Origin of the sequence: Variovorax sp. OK605, assembly GCF_900115445.1 — a bacterium.
Lineage (GTDB): Bacteria > Pseudomonadota > Gammaproteobacteria > Burkholderiales > Burkholderiaceae_C > Variovorax.
Map to the genome: position 1 here is coordinate 599,878 of NZ_FOWL01000001.1, position 17,628 is coordinate 617,505.

20 protein-coding genes and 1 pseudogene are annotated in these 17,628 nt (G+C 68.1%); 12 read left to right on the forward strand and 9 right to left on the reverse strand.

The genetic code is table 11. The features are described 5' to 3' along the window. Positions 1-36 precede the first annotated feature (36 nt). Together BM013_RS02775 and BM013_RS02780 are read right to left on the reverse strand one after the other, a co-directional pair. Positions 37-1,521, reverse strand: coding sequence for a sensor histidine kinase (locus BM013_RS02775; protein WP_093122486.1), 1,485 nt, complete (start codon positions 1,519-1,521; stop codon positions 37-39). Beyond that, positions 1,521-2,246: a response regulator transcription factor gene (locus BM013_RS02780; protein WP_093122488.1), complete on the reverse strand. Its 726-nt coding sequence runs from the start codon at positions 2,244-2,246 to the stop codon at positions 1,521-1,523. Before BM013_RS02780 ends, BM013_RS02775 begins: the two co-directional genes overlap by 1 nt. A gap of 98 nt (positions 2,247-2,344) precedes the next feature. Between BM013_RS02780 and BM013_RS02785 the strand changes: the two genes are divergently transcribed. The 4 genes from BM013_RS02785 to msrA all read left to right on the forward strand — a co-directional run bounded on the left by BM013_RS02785 (position 2,345) and on the right by msrA (position 5,059). Further along, on the forward strand, positions 2,345-3,028 hold the full coding sequence (locus BM013_RS02785; protein WP_093122491.1) for a cytochrome b/b6 domain-containing protein: 684 nt from the start codon (positions 2,345-2,347) through the stop codon (positions 3,026-3,028). Between the two features lie 10 nt (positions 3,029-3,038). Then, positions 3,039-3,839 (forward strand): molybdopterin-binding protein, encoded by an 801-nt coding sequence (locus BM013_RS02790; RefSeq protein WP_093122494.1) that lies wholly within the window; start codon positions 3,039-3,041, stop codon positions 3,837-3,839. 109 nt (positions 3,840-3,948) lie between these two features. Continuing rightward, a complete protein-coding gene (locus BM013_RS02795) occupies positions 3,949-4,245 on the forward strand; it encodes a pentapeptide MXKDX repeat protein (RefSeq protein WP_093122496.1) in 297 nt (98 codons plus the stop codon). A gap of 115 nt (positions 4,246-4,360) precedes the next feature. Continuing rightward, positions 4,361-5,059 (forward strand): peptide-methionine (S)-S-oxide reductase MsrA, encoded by a 699-nt coding sequence (gene msrA, locus BM013_RS02800; protein ID WP_093122499.1) that lies wholly within the window; start codon positions 4,361-4,363, stop codon positions 5,057-5,059. Between the two features lie 22 nt (positions 5,060-5,081). Here the strand turns inward: msrA and BM013_RS02805 are convergent, their stop codons facing one another. Both BM013_RS02805 and BM013_RS02810 read right to left on the reverse strand, forming a co-directional pair. Further along, a complete protein-coding gene (locus tag BM013_RS02805) occupies positions 5,082-6,380 on the reverse strand; it encodes an acetyl-CoA hydrolase/transferase family protein (RefSeq protein WP_093122502.1) in 1,299 nt (432 codons plus the stop codon). 8 nt (positions 6,381-6,388) lie between these two features. Beyond that, a complete protein-coding gene (locus tag BM013_RS02810; RefSeq protein WP_093122504.1) occupies positions 6,389-7,402 on the reverse strand; it encodes a class I fructose-bisphosphate aldolase in 1,014 nt (337 codons plus the stop codon). A gap of 97 nt (positions 7,403-7,499) precedes the next feature. Between BM013_RS02810 and BM013_RS41145 the strand changes: the two genes are divergently transcribed. Next, positions 7,500-7,646, forward strand: a complete 147-nt coding sequence (locus BM013_RS41145) for a hypothetical protein (RefSeq protein WP_177225409.1) — start codon at positions 7,500-7,502, stop codon at positions 7,644-7,646. A gap of 243 nt (positions 7,647-7,889) precedes the next feature. Here BM013_RS41145 and BM013_RS02815 read toward each other — a convergent pair whose 3' ends face one another. Further along, positions 7,890-9,062 (reverse strand): NAD(P)/FAD-dependent oxidoreductase, encoded by a 1,173-nt coding sequence (locus BM013_RS02815; protein ID WP_093122506.1) that lies wholly within the window; start codon positions 9,060-9,062, stop codon positions 7,890-7,892. Between the two features lie 54 nt (positions 9,063-9,116). Between BM013_RS02815 and BM013_RS02820 the strand changes: the two genes are divergently transcribed. Beyond that, positions 9,117-10,010 (forward strand): LysR substrate-binding domain-containing protein, encoded by an 894-nt coding sequence (locus BM013_RS02820; RefSeq protein ID WP_093122508.1) that lies wholly within the window; start codon positions 9,117-9,119, stop codon positions 10,008-10,010. Here the strand turns inward: BM013_RS02820 and BM013_RS02825 are convergent. After that, entirely contained in the window at positions 10,007-11,035 is a 1,029-nt protein-coding gene (locus tag BM013_RS02825; RefSeq protein WP_093122511.1) for an aldo/keto reductase, read from the reverse strand. The genes BM013_RS02820 and BM013_RS02825 overlap by 4 nt on opposite strands. Positions 11,036-11,320: 285 nt before the next feature. Here BM013_RS02825 and BM013_RS02830 point away from each other — a divergent pair, with 285 nt between their 5' ends. Continuing rightward, positions 11,321-11,815 carry a hypothetical protein gene (locus tag BM013_RS02830; RefSeq protein ID WP_093122514.1) on the forward strand — a complete coding sequence of 165 codons (495 nt, stop codon included), beginning with the start codon at positions 11,321-11,323 and terminating at the stop codon, positions 11,813-11,815. Between the two features lie 25 nt (positions 11,816-11,840). After that, positions 11,841-12,293, forward strand: coding sequence for a GNAT family N-acetyltransferase (locus tag BM013_RS02835; protein ID WP_093122516.1), 453 nt, complete (start codon positions 11,841-11,843; stop codon positions 12,291-12,293). A gap of 230 nt (positions 12,294-12,523) precedes the next feature. Here the strand turns inward: BM013_RS02835 and BM013_RS02840 are convergent, their stop codons facing one another. After that, entirely contained in the window at positions 12,524-12,970 is a 447-nt protein-coding gene (locus BM013_RS02840) for a helix-turn-helix domain-containing protein (protein ID WP_177225410.1), read from the reverse strand. A gap of 91 nt (positions 12,971-13,061) precedes the next feature. Here BM013_RS02840 and BM013_RS02845 point away from each other — a divergent pair, with 91 nt between their 5' ends. Beyond that, entirely contained in the window at positions 13,062-13,919 is an 858-nt protein-coding gene (locus BM013_RS02845; RefSeq protein ID WP_093122521.1) for a class I SAM-dependent methyltransferase, read from the forward strand. A 39-nt stretch (positions 13,920-13,958) separates the two neighbouring features. After that, positions 13,959-14,423: pseudogene (locus BM013_RS02850) on the forward strand (DUF2938 domain-containing protein); the annotation flags it as partial. Here BM013_RS02850 and BM013_RS02855 read toward each other — a convergent pair. Next, the gene (locus BM013_RS02855) at positions 14,398-14,706 is read right to left on the reverse strand and encodes a hypothetical protein (RefSeq protein WP_093123333.1); all 309 of its coding nucleotides are present in this window, start codon (positions 14,704-14,706) and stop codon (positions 14,398-14,400) included. The pseudogene BM013_RS02850 and the gene BM013_RS02855 sit on opposite strands and share 26 nt — an antisense overlap. Before the next feature lie 146 nt (positions 14,707-14,852). Next, positions 14,853-15,395 (reverse strand): demethoxyubiquinone hydroxylase family protein, encoded by a 543-nt coding sequence (locus BM013_RS02860; protein ID WP_093122524.1) that lies wholly within the window; start codon positions 15,393-15,395, stop codon positions 14,853-14,855. Positions 15,396-15,648: 253 nt separating this feature from the next. Between BM013_RS02860 and BM013_RS02865 the strand changes: the two genes are divergently transcribed. Together BM013_RS02865 and BM013_RS02870 are read left to right on the forward strand one after the other, a co-directional pair. Then, entirely contained in the window at positions 15,649-16,632 is a 984-nt protein-coding gene (locus BM013_RS02865) for a MurR/RpiR family transcriptional regulator (RefSeq protein ID WP_093122526.1), read from the forward strand. Beyond that, complete coding sequence (locus BM013_RS02870) at positions 16,629-17,618, forward strand: isoaspartyl peptidase/L-asparaginase family protein (protein ID WP_093122528.1); 990 nt, start codon at positions 16,629-16,631, stop codon at positions 17,616-17,618. Before BM013_RS02865 ends, BM013_RS02870 begins: the two co-directional genes overlap by 4 nt. Positions 17,619-17,628: the final 10 nt, after the last annotated feature.

The window sequence follows — 17,628 nt, forward strand, 5'->3', positions numbered from 1 at the left end:
TTGGATCGGGGCCACCGGCCCGGCGCCCTCGCCGCTTCAGGCCGTCACGCCGCCCAGCTGGAAGCGGAACACCGCCCCCTTGTCCGGCTGCTGCACCAGCCGGATGTCGCTGCCGTGCAGCTGCAGGATGCGCTTCACGATCACCAGCCCCAACCCGCCGCTGCTCGCGCTGTCGATGCGCGAGCCGCTCATGAACACCGGCCGCATGAACAGCGCAGGCTGCAGCTCGCCCGGAATGCCGGGGCCGGTGTCGCTCACCTGCACCGTCACGCCCGCGTTCTCGGCGCGCAGCTGCACCACGATCTCGCCGCCCTGGGGCGTGTGGCGGATCGCGTTGTCAAGCAGGTTGGTCAGCACGCGCTCGATCATGCCGAGGTCGGCCGACACCACCGGCAGGCCCGGTGCGATGTCGGGCCTCAGGCGCTGGTGGCGCGCCTCGGCCGCCAGCTCGAACTTCTGGAACACGTCCTGCACCAGGTCGGCCAGCGCGAAGTTCTCCTTCTCGGGCTTGACCACGCCGTATTCGAGCCGCGCCAGCTCGAACACCTCCTGCGCGAGCCGGCCGACCTTGCGGCTCTGGCCCAGCGCAATTTCCAGGTAGCGCCGGCGCTCGGCCTCGTCGAGCGTGCCGGCCTTGAGCAGCAGCGTCTCCAGGTAGCCGTGCAGCGAGGTGAGCGGCGTGCGCAGGTCGTGCGAGATGTTGGCGAACAGCTCGCGGCGCTGCTGGTCCTGCAGCGTGAGCTCGCGCCATTGCTCGGCGATGCGCCGCGTCATCTGCGTGAAGGCCTGGCCGAGCTGCGCGATCTCGTCGCCGCCCTGCGAGAGCCGCGCCAGCGTGGGCGCTTCGCTTTCGAGCGAGGCGATGCCGTCGGTCTCGAAGCGCTTCACCGCCGCGGTGAGCTCGCGCAGCGGCCGCGTGATGAGGCGAAAGGCCGCCAGCCCCGCCAGCAGCCCCAGCAGCGCCACCAGCCCCATCGACCACAGCGTGGTGCGCAGCACGTTGTCGGCCGCCACGTTGGCGACCAGCGCGTCGTGGTCTTCGCCCTGCAGCACCACGTACACGTAGCCCGCATCCCGACCGCCCATGCGCAACGGCGCGGCGCTGAACACCTTGGAGCCGCCCGCGCTGCGCGGGTCGTCGCCCGCGATGGGCAGCGCGCCGCCCGACAACAGCCGGCGAATCGGCTCCAGCGCAACCCTGTCGCGCTTCAGGTGCCCCGGCGGCGCGGCCTGCGCCTCGATGCGGCCGTCCAGCCCCAGCAGGTAGACCTCCACGCTGGGGTTGACGGCCATGAGCTTGTCGAACAGGTCCTTCACGGCGTCCTGGTTCAGGCCGCCCGGCTTCATGAGTTCGGCGTTCTCGGCGATGTGCGCCGCCAGCCCGCCCGACAGCCGCTGGATCACCTCCTGCTCGTGCATGCCGTTGGAGCGCACCTGCAGCCACACCGAGGCGCCGCAGCACACCAGCAGCAGCACCGCGAACACGGCCGACAGCCGCCGCGACAGCGTGGCCCAGGCCATCACGATGCGTCCTCCCCCGTGGCGGTGGCCGACAGCTTGTACCCGCGCCCCCACACCGTGAGGATGCGCCGCGGTTCCGCCGGGTCGGCCTCGACCTTGGTGCGCAGCCGGTTGATGTGCGTGTTCACCGTGTGCTCGTAGCCGTCGTGCTGGTAGCCCCAGACCTGGTTGAGCAGGTCGAGCCGCGAGAACACCTTGCCGGGGTTGCGCGCAAAGAAGTACAGCAGGTCGAACTCGCGCGGCGTGAGCTCGATGAGCTTGCCGTCCACGCGCACCTCGCGCGCCAGCGGCTCGATGTCCAGGTTGCCCAGCGTCAGGCTGCCCGACTCCATGCGCGCATTGCGCGCCAGCGCGTCGGTGCGCCGCAGCAGCGCCTTCACGCGCGCCACCAGCTCCAGCACCGAGAAGGGCTTGGCCAGGTAGTCGTCGGCGCCCAGCTCCAGGCCCAGGATGCGGTGCACCTCGCTCGAGCGGGCGCTGATGATGATGATCGGCGTGTAGCGCGTCATGGCGCGGGCGCGCCGGCAGATCTCCAGGCCGTCGATGCCGGGCAGCATCAGGTCGAGCACCAGCGCGTCCCAGTTGCCGCGCTCCAGCTCGCGCAGGCCGGCGTGGCCGTCGGCGGCGTGCTCGACCGCGTAGCCCTCGTCGCGCAGGTGCATGCGCAGAAGTTCGGCAATGTGGGCGTCGTCCTCGACGATCAGCACGCGCTTGGCAGTGTCCATGGGGCGCCATTCTCCCGCGATCCGGCCCGGGGAGTTATCACGATTAATTGAACTTTGCGTGATGAATCGGCCATGGGGTGCGCCCAACAATCCGGCCCATGAACAGCACCGCCATCGCCCCGCTGGAAGCGCCCGAAGCCCCGGAAGCCCCGGCCTCGGCACCCGACCCCCGGCCCATCCACCCGCTGTGGATGCGCATCACGCATTGGCTCAATGCGCTGGCCGTGCTGGTGCTGGTCACCAGCGGCTGGCGCATCTACGACGCCTCGCCGTTCTTCCCGTTCACCATTCCGACGGTCATCACGCTCGGCGGCTGGCTCGGCGGCGCGCTGCAGTGGCACTTTGCGGCCATGTGGCTGCTGGTGTTCAACGGCTTCGTGTACCTGGCCATGAACATTGCCAGCGGCCGGCTGGCGCACAAGTTCTTCCCGGTGACGCCGGCGGGCATCTGGCACGACCTGCTGGCCGCGCTCAAGGGCAAGCTCTCGCATGCCGACCCGCGCCACTACAACAGCGTGCAGAAGCTGGCCTACCTGTTCGTGATGCTCGACCTGATCGTCATCGTGCTGTCGGGCCTGGTGCTGTGGAAGTCGGTGCAGTTCGCCGTGCTGCGCGACCTGCTGGGCGGCTACGAGTTCGCGCGCCGCATCCACTTCTTCGCGATGGCGGCCATCGTCGCCTTCGTCGCCGTGCACCTCGTGATGGTGGCGCTGGTGCCCCGCACGCTCCTCACCATGCTCCGCGGCCGTGCACCAGGCAAGCCAGCGAACCCAGGCAAGTGACCCAGCAATCATGAAGATCTTCAAAGCCCCCACCCTCGCCCGCGTCACCGGCATCGACGGCGACGCCGTGCTGCACGAAGCCCGCACGCTGATCGCGAAGAAGCTCGACCAGCCTTCGCGCCGCGCCTTCATGCAGCGCTCGCTCACGCTCGGCGGCCTGTCGCTGCTCACGGGCTGCAGCATCAGCGACAACACGCAGGTGGAAGCCGCGCTCACCAGAATCTCGCGCTTCAACGACAAGGTGCAGGGCCTGATCTTCAGCCCCACGCAGCTGGCGCCGACCTACACCGAGGCCGAGATCACCCGCCCCTTCCCCTTCAACGCCTACTACGGCGAGAACGAGGTGCGCGAGGTCGACGAGGCCAGCTACAAGCTCGAAGTGACCGGCATGGTCGCCGACAGGCACGCCTGGACGCTGGCCGAGCTGCGCGCCATGCCGCAGCACGACCAGATCACGCGGCACATCTGCGTGGAAGGCTGGAGCGCCATCGGCAAGTGGGGCGGCGTGCGCTTTGCCGACTTCCTGCGCCACATCGGCGCGGACACCACGGCCAAGTACGTCGGCTTCAAGTGCGCGGACGACTACTACACCAGCATCGACATGCCCACCGCGCTGCATCCGCAGACGCTGCTCACCCTCACCTACGACGGCCAGCCGCTGCCGCCCAAGTACGGCTTCCCGATGAAGCTGCGCATGCCGACCAAGCTTGGCTACAAGAACCCGAAGCACATCAAGGCGATGTTCGTCACCAACACCTATTCCGGTGGCTACTGGGAAGACCAGGGCTACAACTGGTTCGGAGGGAGCTGAGGGGCCGGTGAAGCCGCTCGACTGCCGAAGAAAGCGCGAGGCCGAGTTCAGGTTCACTGTAACCAGGCCGATCTTTGAAACGAAATCCAAACACACCCAAGGAATTCAAATGAACAAGCTCACCGCCACCCTGCTCGCTACCTGCATGGCCTTTGCCGGCGCCTCGGCCTTCGCCGCGGACGAAATGGCCAAGGACTCGATGTCCAAGGACAGCATGGCCAAGGACTCCATGTCGAAGGACGGCATGAAGAAAGACTCCATGGCCAAGGATTCGATGGCCAAGGACTCCATGTCCAAGGACGGCATGAAGAAGGACTCCATGGCCAAGGACTCGATGGCGAAGGACTCCATGTCCAAGGACGCCATGAAGAAGGACAGCATGGGCAAGGACGAAATGAAGAAGTAAGCCAGGCAACAAGCACCACGGCAATTGCCATTGACGCCCGGCGGATTCGGCGTCAATGTCTTGCCACCCTTCCGAGCTCCGCCACCTGCCGAACCGTCTGCCTCAAGGAAACCCCATGAAATCCCTCGCACTCACTGCCAGCACGCTGGCTGCCGCCGCCCTGGTGTGGCATGCGGTGCCGTCGTTTGCCGAAACCGCCCGCCGCGTGCCCGCGCCCACGGCCGACCTGGTGGCGCCCACCGCCAAGACCGAGACCGCCGTGTTCGCCGGCGGCTGCTTCTGGGGCGTGCAGGGCGTGTTCCAGCGCGTCAAGGGCGTGAGCAATGCCGTGTCGGGCTATGCCGGCGGCGACGCCAGGACGGCGCGCTACGACGAAGTGGGTTCGGGCCGCACCGGCCATGCCGAGTCGGTGCGCATCACCTACGACCCGCAGCAGGTCAGCTACGGCAAGCTGCTGCAGATCTATTTCTCGGTCGCGCATGACCCGACCGAACTCAACCGCCAGGGCCCCGACAGCGGCACGCAGTACCGCTCCACCGTGTTCGCCGAGAACGCCGAGCAGGCGCGCATCGCCACCGCCTACATCGCGCAACTGAACCAGGCCAAGACCTTCGGCAAGCCGCTGGCCACCACGGTCGAGATGTCCAAGCCCTTCTTCGCGGCCGAGGACTACCACCAGGACTACCTGACGCTGCATCCGAGCCAGCCCTACATCGCGATCAACGACATGCCGAAGATCGACGACCTGAAGAAGCTGTTCCCTGAGACCTACAAGGCGACGCCTTCGCTGGTGAAGGCGGCAAAGGCGGGTTGATCCACCGGTTGACGCAGCAGGCCTACAGCAACTTCGCCCGCTTCGCCTGCTCCGTCAACTCCGCCCGGAAATCCGGGTGCGCGATGCCGATCAGCTCGCGCGCGCGCTGCTTGGCCGACTTGCCGCGCAGCTGCGCGACGCCGTACTCGGTCACCACGTAGTTGATGTCGTTCTTGCTCGTGCTCAGGTGCGTGCCGGGCGACAGCGAGGGCACGATGCGCGAGATGGTGTCGCCCTTGGCCGTGGAAGGCAGCACGATGAAGGCCTTGCCGCCGCGCGAACGGTTGGCCGCGCGCACGAAGTCCGATTGCCCGCCCGTGCCCGAATACGGCGCATGGCCCAGGCTCTCCGAGCCGCACTGGCCCAGCAGGTCGATCTGCATCGTCGCGTTGATGGCCACGAGGTTGTCGTTCAGGCCCGCCAGCGCCGGGTCGTTGGTGAAGTTGACCGGGTGCATCTCCAGCGCCGGGTTGCGGTCCATGAAGCGGTAGAGCTTGTTCGACCCCAGCGCGAAGGTGGCGACCGACTTGCCCGGCAGGTAGTTCTTGCGCCGGTTGGTGACCGCGCCGCTCTCCACCAGCGTGAGGATGCCGTCGCCGATCATCTCGGTGTGGATGCCCAGGTCCTGCTTGCCCGTGAGCTGCATGACCACCGCGTCGGGAATGCCGCCATAGCCGATCTGCAGCGTCGAGCCGTCGTCGATCAGCTCGGCCACGTGCTTGCCGATGGCTTGCTGCACCGGCCCGATCTTCGGCAAGCCGACCTCCATGACCGGCGCGTCGCTCTCGACCAGCGCGGCCACCTGCGAGATGTGCACATGGCAGGCGCCGTAGGCAAAGGGCACGTTCGGGTTCACCTCGAGCACCACGGCGCGCGCCTTGGCGATGGCGGCCATGGTGTAGTCGGCGCCCAGGCTCACGGCGAAGTAGCCGTGCGCGTCCATCGGCGAGGCCATGCTGAACACCACCTCGGCCGGGATCTGCCCGCGCTCGATCTGCGCCGGGATCTCGGAAAAGTAGTTGGGCAAAAAGTCGATCCAGCCCTCTTGCCCGCCCGCGCGCGTGGCACCGCCGAAGAACAACGCGACGTGGCGCACATGCTCGACAGTCTCGGGATCGATGTAGGCGTACTTGCGCATCGCCAGGATCTGCGCGACCTTCACGTCGCGGAAATCGCGGCGCTGCTCCGACAGCGCGGTGAGCAGCGTGGGCGGCTCGCCGACGCCGGTGGGCACGACGATCATGTCGCCGTTGCGCACCTGGCGCACGGCATCGGCGGGAGATGCCAGCTTCTGGCGGTACAGATCCTGGGGGGTCGTCATGCGCGTGTCTATGCCTCTTCCTTGTAGTTGCCGCGGCGCGCGGCCTGGTTGGAGCGGGTGCGAAGCACCAGCGCCTGCTGGGCGACCGCCACGTTGGCACCGTCGCCCTTCCATGCATCGAGCGCGGGCTGCTGCACCGCGCGGGAGAACGAGAAGGTCAAGGCCCACGGCATGCGCGACTTGAACCGCACGTTCATTTCGTTCAGGCGGGCCGACGCCAGGTGCGCCGCCTGGCCGCCGGAGAGAAACGCCACGCCGGGCACGGCGGCAGGCACGGTGCGCAGCAGGCAGCCGACAGTGGCCTCGGCCACCGCCTCGACCGAATCCTGCGTGGCGGCCTTCTGCCCCGGCAGCACCATGTTCGGCTTCAGCAGCATGCCTTCGAGCAGCACGCCCTGCGCGCGCAGCTCGGCGAAGGTGCGGTGCAGCACTTCTTCGGTGACTTCGGCGCAGCGCGCGAGCGAATGGTCGCCGTCCATCAGCACCTCGGGCTCGACGATGGGCACGATGCCGGCCTCCTGGCACAGCGCGGCGTAGCGTGCGAGCGCATGCGCGTTGACGCGGATGCAGGCGCGGGTCGGCAAGCCCCTGTCGATGGCGATCACGCCGCGCCACTTGGCAAAGCGCGCGCCCATGCCGGCGTATTCGGCGAGGCGCTCGCGCAGGCCGTCGAGGCCTTCGGTGACGGTCTCGCCCGGGTGGCCGGCCAGCGGCTTCGCACCGGTGTCGACCTTGATGCCCGGAATGATCCCCACGCCGGCCAGCGCCTTGGCAAACGGCGCGCCGGCGTTGGTCTTCTGGCGGATCGTTTCGTCGAACAGGATCGCGCCGCTGATGCTGTCGGCCAGCCCCGGTGCCGTGACGATCAGCTCGCGCCAGTCGCGCCGCGCCGCCTCGGTCTGCGGGATGCCCAGCACCGCGAAGCGCTTGTTGCAGGTGGCGTTGCTCTCGTCCATGGCGAGCAGGCCCTTGTCCCCGGCGACCAGCGCGCGGGCGGTATCGATGAGTGTCTGTGCGGTCATGGTTGGGTGCACCTCTCTGGCGAAGATCGTACGCCCTCTCCCACGCACCGCCTAGCCAATGCCCCGGGGGCGAACCGGCATGCCGTATCGTCGGCGCATGTGGTCGATCCTTCTCGTTCCGGCTTGCGTCGTGCTCGGCATCGGCGCGTGCATCTACGCCTTGGCGCGCCGCGCGGGCGGGCAGCGCGTGCTCTCGGCGATCGCGGCGATCGCGGCGCTCGTGCTCTCACCGCTCGTCACTTAAGCAGGCGGATCGCCCGCCATCGAGTGCGACAGCTCCCTGTACCTCAAGCGCGAACTGCGCAAGCGGCTGAGCCCGGCGGAGTTCGCGGCGCGCAAGCCGGACCGGTGGCTTTGCCCTACCGGCTACACCTTTGCGCGCAATGGCAAGCCGGAATCGGCGTTCGCCGTGTTCGGGCTGTTCCGGACCAAGATCTTCCATGGAGACGAGAACTCGCCTTAGCCACCGGGCGCGTCGCCGGCGCTGTCAGATCACGTTCTTCTCGAGCAGCGGCCGGTTCTCCAGGATGCGCGCGAAGGACACCGGCGACAGGTCGAGGCTGCGGTAGGCGCCGTAGCGGATCAGCTCCGCAATGCCGCGCCCCGCCGCCGGGCACTGCTGCAGACCATGGCCCGAGAAGCCGTTCGCAAAGTAGAGGTTGTCGCAGTTTGGGTGCAGGCCGAGGATGGCGTTGTGGTCGAACACGTTCATCTCGTAGTAGCCGGCCCACGCCCCCGTCATGCGGACGGCCTCGAAGGCCGGCACGCGCTCGGCCAACGACGGCCAGATCAGGCGCTCGAAGGCTTCGTATTCCACGTCGAGCGGCATGTCGTCCGGGTCCTGGTCTGCGGGCGGCGCGAAGCCGCAGATGAACTGGCGGCCCTCGGGCCGCAGCCAGATGCCGGAGGTGTCGATCACCAGCGGGCAGCCGGGCAGCGTGTCGGGGCACGAGAAGCTGAACACGCTGCGGCGGCGGCCGCGCACCGGCAGGTCGATGGCGGCCCATTCCGCCACCTTCGCGGCCCAGGCACCCGCGGCGTTGACGACAACGTCTGCATCCAGGACCCGACCGTCGTCGAGCTGAACACCCGTCACGTTGCGAGCGTTGCGGCGCAAGCCGGTCGCATGCGCCTGCACGTAGTGCGCGCCCTGCGACGCCGCTTTCTTGCGAAAGGCTTGCAGCAGGCTGTAGCCGTCGTACCAGCCCTCGCCCGACAGCCCCAGCGAGGCAAGCGCCACGCCTTCGGTGGAGATCCACGGAAAGCGCGCCTTCAGTTCATCGGGTGCCATCAGCGCCACGTCGACCGCGTGCGCCTTCTGCATCGCATGGTTCTCGCGCAGCACCTGCTCGCCCGCCGGCGAGGCCAGGTAGAGATAGCCGGGCTCGACCAGCCCGATGTCGGGCACGTCGCTTCCCACGCGCAGCGTCTCGCCCAGCGTGCGGAAAAAGCCGATGCCGTAGAGCGACATCTCGATGTTGATGGCGGTGGAAAACTGCTGGCGGATCGAGCTGGCCGAGAGCGCCGACGATGCCTGCCGGTAAGAGAAGTCGCGCTCGACCACCGTGACCTCGAAGGGCTCTTCCTCCGGGTCGCGGGTCAGGAAATATGCGATGGCCGAACCGATGGCCCCGCCCCCGATGATCACCGCACGACGCATGAACTGCCTTTCTTGTCGTGCATCCGCCCGCACGCAGCTTGCAGAATAGCGCCGATGAGAAAAGACATTCCCAACCTCGGCGCGCTGCAGGCCTTCGAGGCCTCGGCGCGGCTGGGGAGCTTCACCCGCGCGGCGAGCGAGCTGGCGCTGACGCAGAGCGCCGTCGGCCGGCAGGTGGCCGCGCTCGAGCAGCGGCTGGGCGTGCCGCTGTTCTCGCGCGTGCGCAAGCGCCTCACGCTCACCGACGTGGGCCGCGAGTACGCGGCGCGCATCCGCCACCACCTCGACCAGATCCGCCGCGACACGCTGGAGATCAGCGCCGGGCATGAGATGGGCTTTGTGCTCGAACTGGCCGTGGTGCCGACCTTTGCCACGCAATGGCTGATACCGCGGCTGCCGGAGTTCAGCCGGCTGCATCCGAACATCACCGTCAACCTGTCGGCGCGCTCGCAGCCCTTCTCGTTCCAGGAGAACGCCTACGACGCGGCCATCTACTTCGGCGACCAGTTCTGGCCCAACACGCGCGGCGGCTTGATCTTTTCCGAAGGCGGGATGGTGCCCATCTGCAGCCCGGCGTTTCGCGACACGCACGGCCCGTGGGACGAAGCGAGCTTCGCGCGCTGCCGCCACGTGCACCTGAGCACGCGCGCGCATGCCTGGCGCGACTGGTATGCGCAGCAGGGCTGGGAGTACACGGTGCACGCCTCGCGCGGGCCGCGCTACGAGCTCTTCACCATGGTGGTGGCGGCCACGGCGGCCGGCATGGGCGTGGGCCTGGCCCCGCGCATCCTGATCGCGCAGGAACTGCGCACCGGCGAGCTCGTGATTCCGGTCGACCGGCACCTCGACGTGCGCCAGGGCTACTACTTCGCCTACCCCGAAGGCCGGCCGGCCTCCGGGGCGCTGGAAGACTTCAAGCGCTGGGTGCTGGGGCTCACGCCGGCTTAGACCGGATTCGGGTTGCGCTCCAGAAAGCCCTGCTGGTGCCAGTAGGGGTAGGCGCGCGTCGTGGCGCTGGCCGCGTCGAGCTCGGCGACCTGCGCGGGCGTGAGGTTCCAGCCCACCGCGCCCAGGTTCTGCCGCAGCTGCGCCTCGTCGCGCGCGCCCACAACCACGCTCGACACCGTCGGGCGTTGCAGCAGCCAGTTCAGCGCGACCTGCGGCACCGTCTTGCCGACTTCGGCGCCCACTTTTTCCAACGCCTCGACCACGCGATACAGCAGCTCGTCGGGCACCGGCGGGCCCATGTCGGCCGTCACGTGCAGGCGGCTGTTGGCCGGCAGCGGCTGGCCGCGGCGGATCTTGCCCGTGAGGCGGCCCCAGCCCAGCGGGCTCCACACCACCGCGCCCACGCCCTGGTCCTGCGCGAGCGGCATCAGCTCCCATTCGTAGTCGCGCCCCACCAGCGAGTAATAGGCCTGGTGCGCCACGTAGCGCGCGTAGCCGTAGCGCTGCGACACCGCCAGCGACTTCATCAGGTGCCAGCCCGAGAAGTTCGACACGCCGATGTAGCGCAGCTTGCCCGCGCGCACGAGGTCGTCGAGCGTGGACAGCGTTTCTTCCACCGGCGTGCTCGCATCGAAGCCGTGCAGCTGGAACAGGTCGATGTAGTCCGTGCCCAGGCGCTTGAGCGCCGCATCGACCGCCGCCACCAGGTGATGGCGCGACGACCCCACTTCGTTCTCGCCCTTGCCGCTGCGAAAGGTGGCCTTGGTGGAGATCAGCAACTGGTCGCGCGCCCGGCCCTTGATGGCTTCGCCCAGTACCGACTCGGCCGCGCCGGCCGAATAGATGTCGGCGCTGTCGAACATGTTGACGCCCGCGTCGAGGCAGATGTCGATGAGCTTGCGAGCCTCGGCCACGTCGGTGCTGCCCCATGCGCTGAAGAACTCGCCCTTGCCGCCGAAGGTGCCCGTGCCGAAGCTCAGCACGGGGACCTTGAGGCCCGATTTGCCCAGATGACGGTATTCCAAAGTGCTACTCCTTCGCGCGTGCGGATTCAAGAAATCGGCAGGCCGACCGGCCTGCCGTTGAAGGGCATTGTTGGGCGAAGGAGGGAACCTTGTGCGCGGGTGGGCTTTGCGCGAGAGCACCGAGCACTTCGGGCTTGGCTCCGAATTCCCTGCGGTAGCATGCGCCGGGAGGTCGTGCCGAGGCAGCCAAGCCACTGCCACAACGCAAGAGCTGGGCTGACGAACAACCACGCGAGGAGATCCGATGGAAGCACGGGGCGAATCTGGAATCTTCCCGCCCATGCCATGAGCAGAGCCGGCATCCTTTGGATAGCGCTGGCTGCAGCAGCGGTCATCGTCCCCGCTCATGCGGCCGACAAGCGATACCCGGGCGATTCCATCAAGCAGATCGACATCGTCGACCCCTCCAGCGGGTCTGCCTGGGAGAACAAGAACTTCCTGGATTGCGCCGATGTCGTGCTGACCGAGAACGACGTGCGCTACGCCCTGCGGAACATGCGCAAGGTCTCGAAGAAATCCTATTTCAGCGAGGACACGCAGAGAACGGGTTGCTCGGGAGGAGCGTCCGTCACGTTCAAGAATGGCAAGACCATCGTTGTCGGGATCGAACCTACGGGGCGAATCAATGTCTTCGAGTCGACTGCAAAACTCGATCCCATCGCTGGCACAGACAGCTTCTACGACTGCGAACCTTGCAATACCCGCAAGATGGCACTCTTGAAGGACGCACTGGGCCGTGCGACCGAACGACGGCTCAGGTCCGCCCGACCCGTCGATTGATCGACGGCCCGGATAGCATCGACCGATGCAGATTTCCCTCGAAAGCCCCGACCAACCCGACGTCGTCCAACTCATCGACGACCTCGACGCGTACCAGAAGCCGCTGTACCCACCGGAGAGCCACCACGGCATCGACATCGCGGCGCTGTCGGCCGCGAACGTGCTGTTCGCGGTAGCGCGCGACCTTGAAGGCAAGGCCGTTGGCTGCGGCGCCATCGTCGTCGGCCCCGAGTTCGGCGAACTCAAGCGCATGTTCGTGCGACCCGAGAACCGCGGACAAGGCATTGCGGCGAAGGTGCTGGGTTTTCTCGAGCACGAAGCGAAGGCGAAGGGATGCATGACGTTCATGCTGGAGACGGGACCTAGCCAGCCCGAGGCCATCTCGCTCTATGCACGCGCGGGCTACGAACGCCGCGGGCCGTTCGGCGGGTACGGGCCCGACCCGTTCAGCGTCTTCATGCAGAAGACGCCGGTGTGAACGGCGCTTGATGCGCGACGCTGTGCGGACTTGGTTCCGGACGCGTGCACAGAACACCGGGTGCTCGCCGATCAACGACCGCACCTGACAACGAGCACATCGATGGTGGGTCCTGTTTCGCGAAATAAAGGAGGAGGCCGCAGGCCGGGGGACATTCGCGAAACAGGGCCCGCCGTCGGCGGGATCGCACCCCGGGCGCAACCCGCCACCCTGGCCAGCCGTCATCTCCGTCAGCCTTTTGGTGGCTTCGGTGGCTTCGGTGCTTTCTTCTCCGACTTCACCTTCGCCCCAGCCTCCGCGGCCCGCAGGATGCGCCTGAACTTCGGGCATTCCATATGGCTGGGCGCGGAACACACGGCGGCATGCCGCAGCCCGTCGCGCATCACGCTCAGGTTGCGGATGGTCCGGTCGAGCTCGTCGGCCTTGGCCGTGAGCATCAGCCGGTCGATGCGCGGTTGGCCATCGGTGCCGAACATGCGCGCGATCTCGTCCAGCGAAAAACCCGCGGTGCGGCCCAGCGCGATCAGCGCCAGCCGTTCGAGCACGCCGATGTCGAACAGGCGGCGCAGGCCGCGCCGCCCGGTCGAGGCGATCAGCCCCTTTTCTTCGTAATACCGCAGCGCCGAAGCCGGCACGCCGGAACGCTGCGCCACCTCGCTGATGTCCAGATGCATCACTCTTTGGACCCTCCCCTCTTGACCTCAAGTCGGCTTGAGCTCGCATAGTGCGGTTTCCGCCTCGCGAAGGCAAGCCAAAGGAAACGAAATCATGGAAACCACCCAGTCCACGGGCAACGAGCAGGCACGGCTGTGGAACGGCTCATCGGGCCACGCATGGGTCGACGCGCAAGCCTCGCTCGACCGCCTCTTCAAACCCTTCGAAGACCTGCTGGTCGAAGCAGCCCGTGCCGCGGGCGCGCGCCGCGTGCTCGACGTGGGTTGCGGCACCGGCGGCACCACGCTCGCCGTGGCGCAGCAGCTCGGTACCGCAAGCCAATGCAGCGGCATCGACATCTCGCAGCCCATGATCGCCACCGCGCGCACGCGCGCCGAGCGGCAAGACATGCCCACCACCTTCGTCTGCGCCGACGCGCAGACCCACACGTTTGCACCCGGCAGCTTCGACCTGCTCGTCTCGCGCTTCGGCGTGATGTTCTTCGACGACCCGGTGAGCGCGTTCGCCAACCTGCACCGCGCCGCGGCGCGTGGCGCGTCGCTGCGGTTCATCGCCTGGCGCAGCGCCGCGGAGAACCCTTTCATGACCACCGCCGAGCGCGCCGCGGCACCGCTGCTGCCGAACCTTCCCGCGCGCAAGCCGGGGGCGCCGGGGCAGTTCGCCTTTGCCGACCGCGCACACGTCCAGGCCGTGCTGCAACAAAGCGGCTGGCACGGCATCGCCATCGAGCCGATCGACGTGCCCTGCACGCTGCCCGAGAAAGACCTGCTCGGCTACCTGAGCCGGATGGGGCCCGTCGGTTCGGCGCTGTCGCAGGCCGACGAACGAACCCGCGCGCAAGTCATCGACACCGTGCGCGCCGCGTTCGAACCCTTCGTACACGGCGATGAAGTCCGCCTGGTGGCCGCGTGCTGGTCGATCGGTGCCCGCGCCGAAGGGGTTGCCGCATGACCGCCGCAACCGACTGGCTCGCCCACGCGCTCGCCATCGGGCGCGGGCGCGACGGTGGTGATGGACATCTGGGCCATGGTGCGAAAGCGCCTGTTCGGCGTTCCCGCGCTGGACTACGCGTTGGTCGGCCGCTGGCTCGTCCACCTCACGCGCGGACGCTTGCGCCACAACCCCATCGCCGCGACGCCGCCCGTGCGCAACGAGCGGCTCATCGGATGGACGGCCCACTACGCCATCGGCATCGCATTCGCCGCCGTGCTGCTCGCCGTCTGGGGCATGGCATGGGCAAGCAACCCCACGCTCGGCCCCGCGCTGATCGTCGGCATCGCCGGCGTGGCCGCGCCCTTCTTCGTGCTGCAGCCGGGCATAGGTGCAGGCATCGCGGCCAGCCGCACGCCGCGGCCGGCCATGGCGCGCATGCACAGCCTGGTCACGCATGCGGTGTTCGGGCTGGGCCTCTATGCGGCCGGCCGCGCAATCAGTTGGCTGGGGATGCTTCTGTAGGTCGCGCGTTGAGTTCGGCGCGCATCGATTGAAGCGTCGCGTCGATCACGGCGAGCCGGCGGCTCATTTCCAAGTTCACCATGCCGACCAATGCAGCGAGCTCGGTGCGGGTCGGATGGACTTGTTCGGTGTCGCCCAACTCGGCCGGCTCGATGAGCTTTTCGAGGCATGCGTAGGCGGACAACACTTCGCGCAAGCTGTCGGTCTCGTCGCAGGCCTGGATGGCGAGAGATTCGGCAAGGCCGGTATCGAAGGGAGCGGGCGAGCAGGCAGAAGCAGCCATGAATGGCCTCCGTTGAGTCATCCAGAGGTGCTTCGAGACGCCAATCCCGAGCACGCCGAGCTTCGGCGTGCGGGTGGCAGCGTAGCGCTCGGCAAGAGCCAAGAGACCGACACCAGCGCTGGCAGACCGCGCGCCGCGCACAACACTCAGAGCCGCATCCCCAACCAGATCACCGACTCCGTCGACGCGGCAACCACAGGCCCGAGCAGCTTCGACCACACATGGTCCGTGCGCACATGCGACGCGGACCGGTCGTGGTGCAGCTGCTCCTCGTCGACGATCTGCGAGATCACCCGGACCGCCGCCTCGTCCTGCCCGGCGAGCGTGTGCAGCTGTTCCTTCAGGTGTCCGAGCACCACGCGCTCGACCGCGACGGTCGTTGCGGAAATGGCGTGCCGGCCCAGCAAACCGGTCACGCACCCGAGCACCCATCCACCGATCCCGCACAGCCAATAGCTGCGGCATCGGCGAACGCCGCGACGCTGCAACTCGGCCGCGAACAGCGCCCTGTGCTTCTCCTCGTGCGACTTGAACTCGCGCAGTTCACCCACCAGCGACGGCGCGGTCCAACGCGCCATGAAGATCTGTGCCCGGTAGATGTTCACCGCGCCCTGCTCGCCCGCGTGGTCGACTTTCAGGATGCGTCCGCCCAGGACCGACGCTGCGTCCAGCTTCTTTTTCTCGCCCATCTCACACCCTCCTGTTTGCGGTGGATTTTGACGAAGCAGCCACATCAGGGAAATCCCTAGAGGCCAGGCCCCGACGACGCCGGAAGGCCCGCCCCACAAGGGAAAACGCCGCGCGGCCCTGCGTTCAATGCCCCTTCACCGCTGGCCCGTTCCTTGCAAACACGATCAAAAATGACAGAAAATTTTCTTGTTTGACTTATATTTGTAAACTGGTTTTCAAAAAACGCACACTTTCGGGCACGCCGCACCTTTCATGAGCACGACCGTCGACACCCCAGGCACCACCGTGGCCCAGCGCATTGCGCAGGCGCTGCCGCGGCTGACGCGTTCGCACCGCCAGGTGGCCGACTACGTGCTGGAGCACCCGCTGCAAGTGGCCACGCTGCCCATCGACGAGCTCGCCGCCGCGGTGGGCGTGTCGGTCGCCACGGCCAACCGCTTTGCCCGCGCGCTGGACTTCGACGGCTACGCCACCTTCCGCGCCGAGCTCGTGCGCGGCTTCGAGTCTTTGGTGGCGCCCGTGGAGCGGCTGCGCGGCAACCTGGAGCGCCCGTCGACCGTGGCCGAGGTGTTCGCCACCGCGCTCGACGAGAGCCGCCGCAACATCGACGCCACGCGCCAGACGCTGGACTACGCCGCCTGCGAAGCCGCGGTGGAGCGCATCGGCAAGGCGCGCTCGATCTACATCGCCGGTTTCGGCGCCAGCGCCTGGCTGGCCGGCCTGCTGCAGCACGGGCTGGACGGCTCGTGCAACGACGTGCGCCTGCTCTCGGGCGTGAGCGGCGTGACGCACGCCGCGCGCACGCTGATGCACGCGGGTCCGCAGGACCTGTTCATCGGCCTGACCTTTCCGCGCTACCTGACCGACACGGTGGCGCTCTCGCAGATCGCGCGCGGCCAGGGCTGCGCCGTGCTCGCCCTCACCGACCGCCCCAGCTCGCCGCTCGCGCCGCTGGCCGACGTGGCGCTGTATTGCCAGACCGAAACCAGCTACCGCCCGAACTGCGAGACCAGCGTGCTCGCGCTGATCGAGGCCCTCACCAGCGCCGTGGCGCTGCGCGCGCCCGACCCGGTGCAGTCCGCCGGCCGCATCCTGCAGGCGGTGCGCCCGTGGCTGCACGGCGCCAACGGCTTGCCGCGCGGCACCGGCATGAACACCGTCGCGCGTTTCGACGACACAACCGAAGCCGCCGCCCTGAACGGCGCCGGCCAGAACAAGAAGAAAGCTTCCCGATGACACAGACCCACGTGCCCGTGATCGCCATCCACGGCGGTGCCGGCACCATCAGCGCCGCCACCACCAGCCCCGAACAGGCGCAGGCCTATCACGACGCGCTGAACCAGATCGTGGCCGCCGCGCAGGCGATGCTGCTGAAAGGCGCCTCCGCGCTCGACGCCGCCTGCCTCGCGGTCGAGATGCTCGAGGAGTGCCCGCTGTTCAACGCTGGCCACGGCGCGGTGTTCACGCACGACGAGACCCATGAGCTCGACGCCGCCGTGATGAACGGCGCCACGCTGGCCGCCGGCGCCATTGCCGGCGTGTGCCACGTGCGCCGCCCGGTGCGCGCCGCGCGTGCCGTGCTCGAAGACGGCGCCCATGTGCTGCTGGCCGGCGCGGGCGCCGAGGCCTTTGCGCGCGAACACGGGCTGGAGATGGTCGAGCCCTCGTTCTTCTCGACCGAGGCGCGCCGCCAGCAGCTGTATCGCGTGCGCGACACCGGCCGCGTGGTGACGGACCATGACGGCGCTTCGATGACCGCAACGACGGCAACATCGGCCGCAGCCGCCGCACCGCTCGACGAGGACAGGAAGATGGGCACCGTCGGCGCCGTCGCGCTCGACATGCACGGCCACCTGGCGGCCGCCACCTCCACCGGCGGCATGACCAACAAGCGCGTCGGCCGCATCGGCGACTCGCCGCTCATCGGCGCGGGCACCTATGCCGACGACCGCACGGCCGCGGTGTCGTGCACCGGCAGCGGCGAGATGTTCATCCGCGTGGCCGCCGCCTACGACGTGTGCGCGCGCATGGCCTACGGCGGCGCCACGCTCGAAGCCGCCACGCACGCGGTGGTGCAGCAGTCGCTGCCTGCCATCGGCGGCACCGGCGGGCTGATTGCCGTCGACCGCCACGGCAACCTGAGCCTGGCCTTCAACACCGAAGGCATGTACCGCGGCCACGCGCGCGGCAACGAAGCGCCGCAAACGGCCATCTTCGCCTGACACCGCGCGT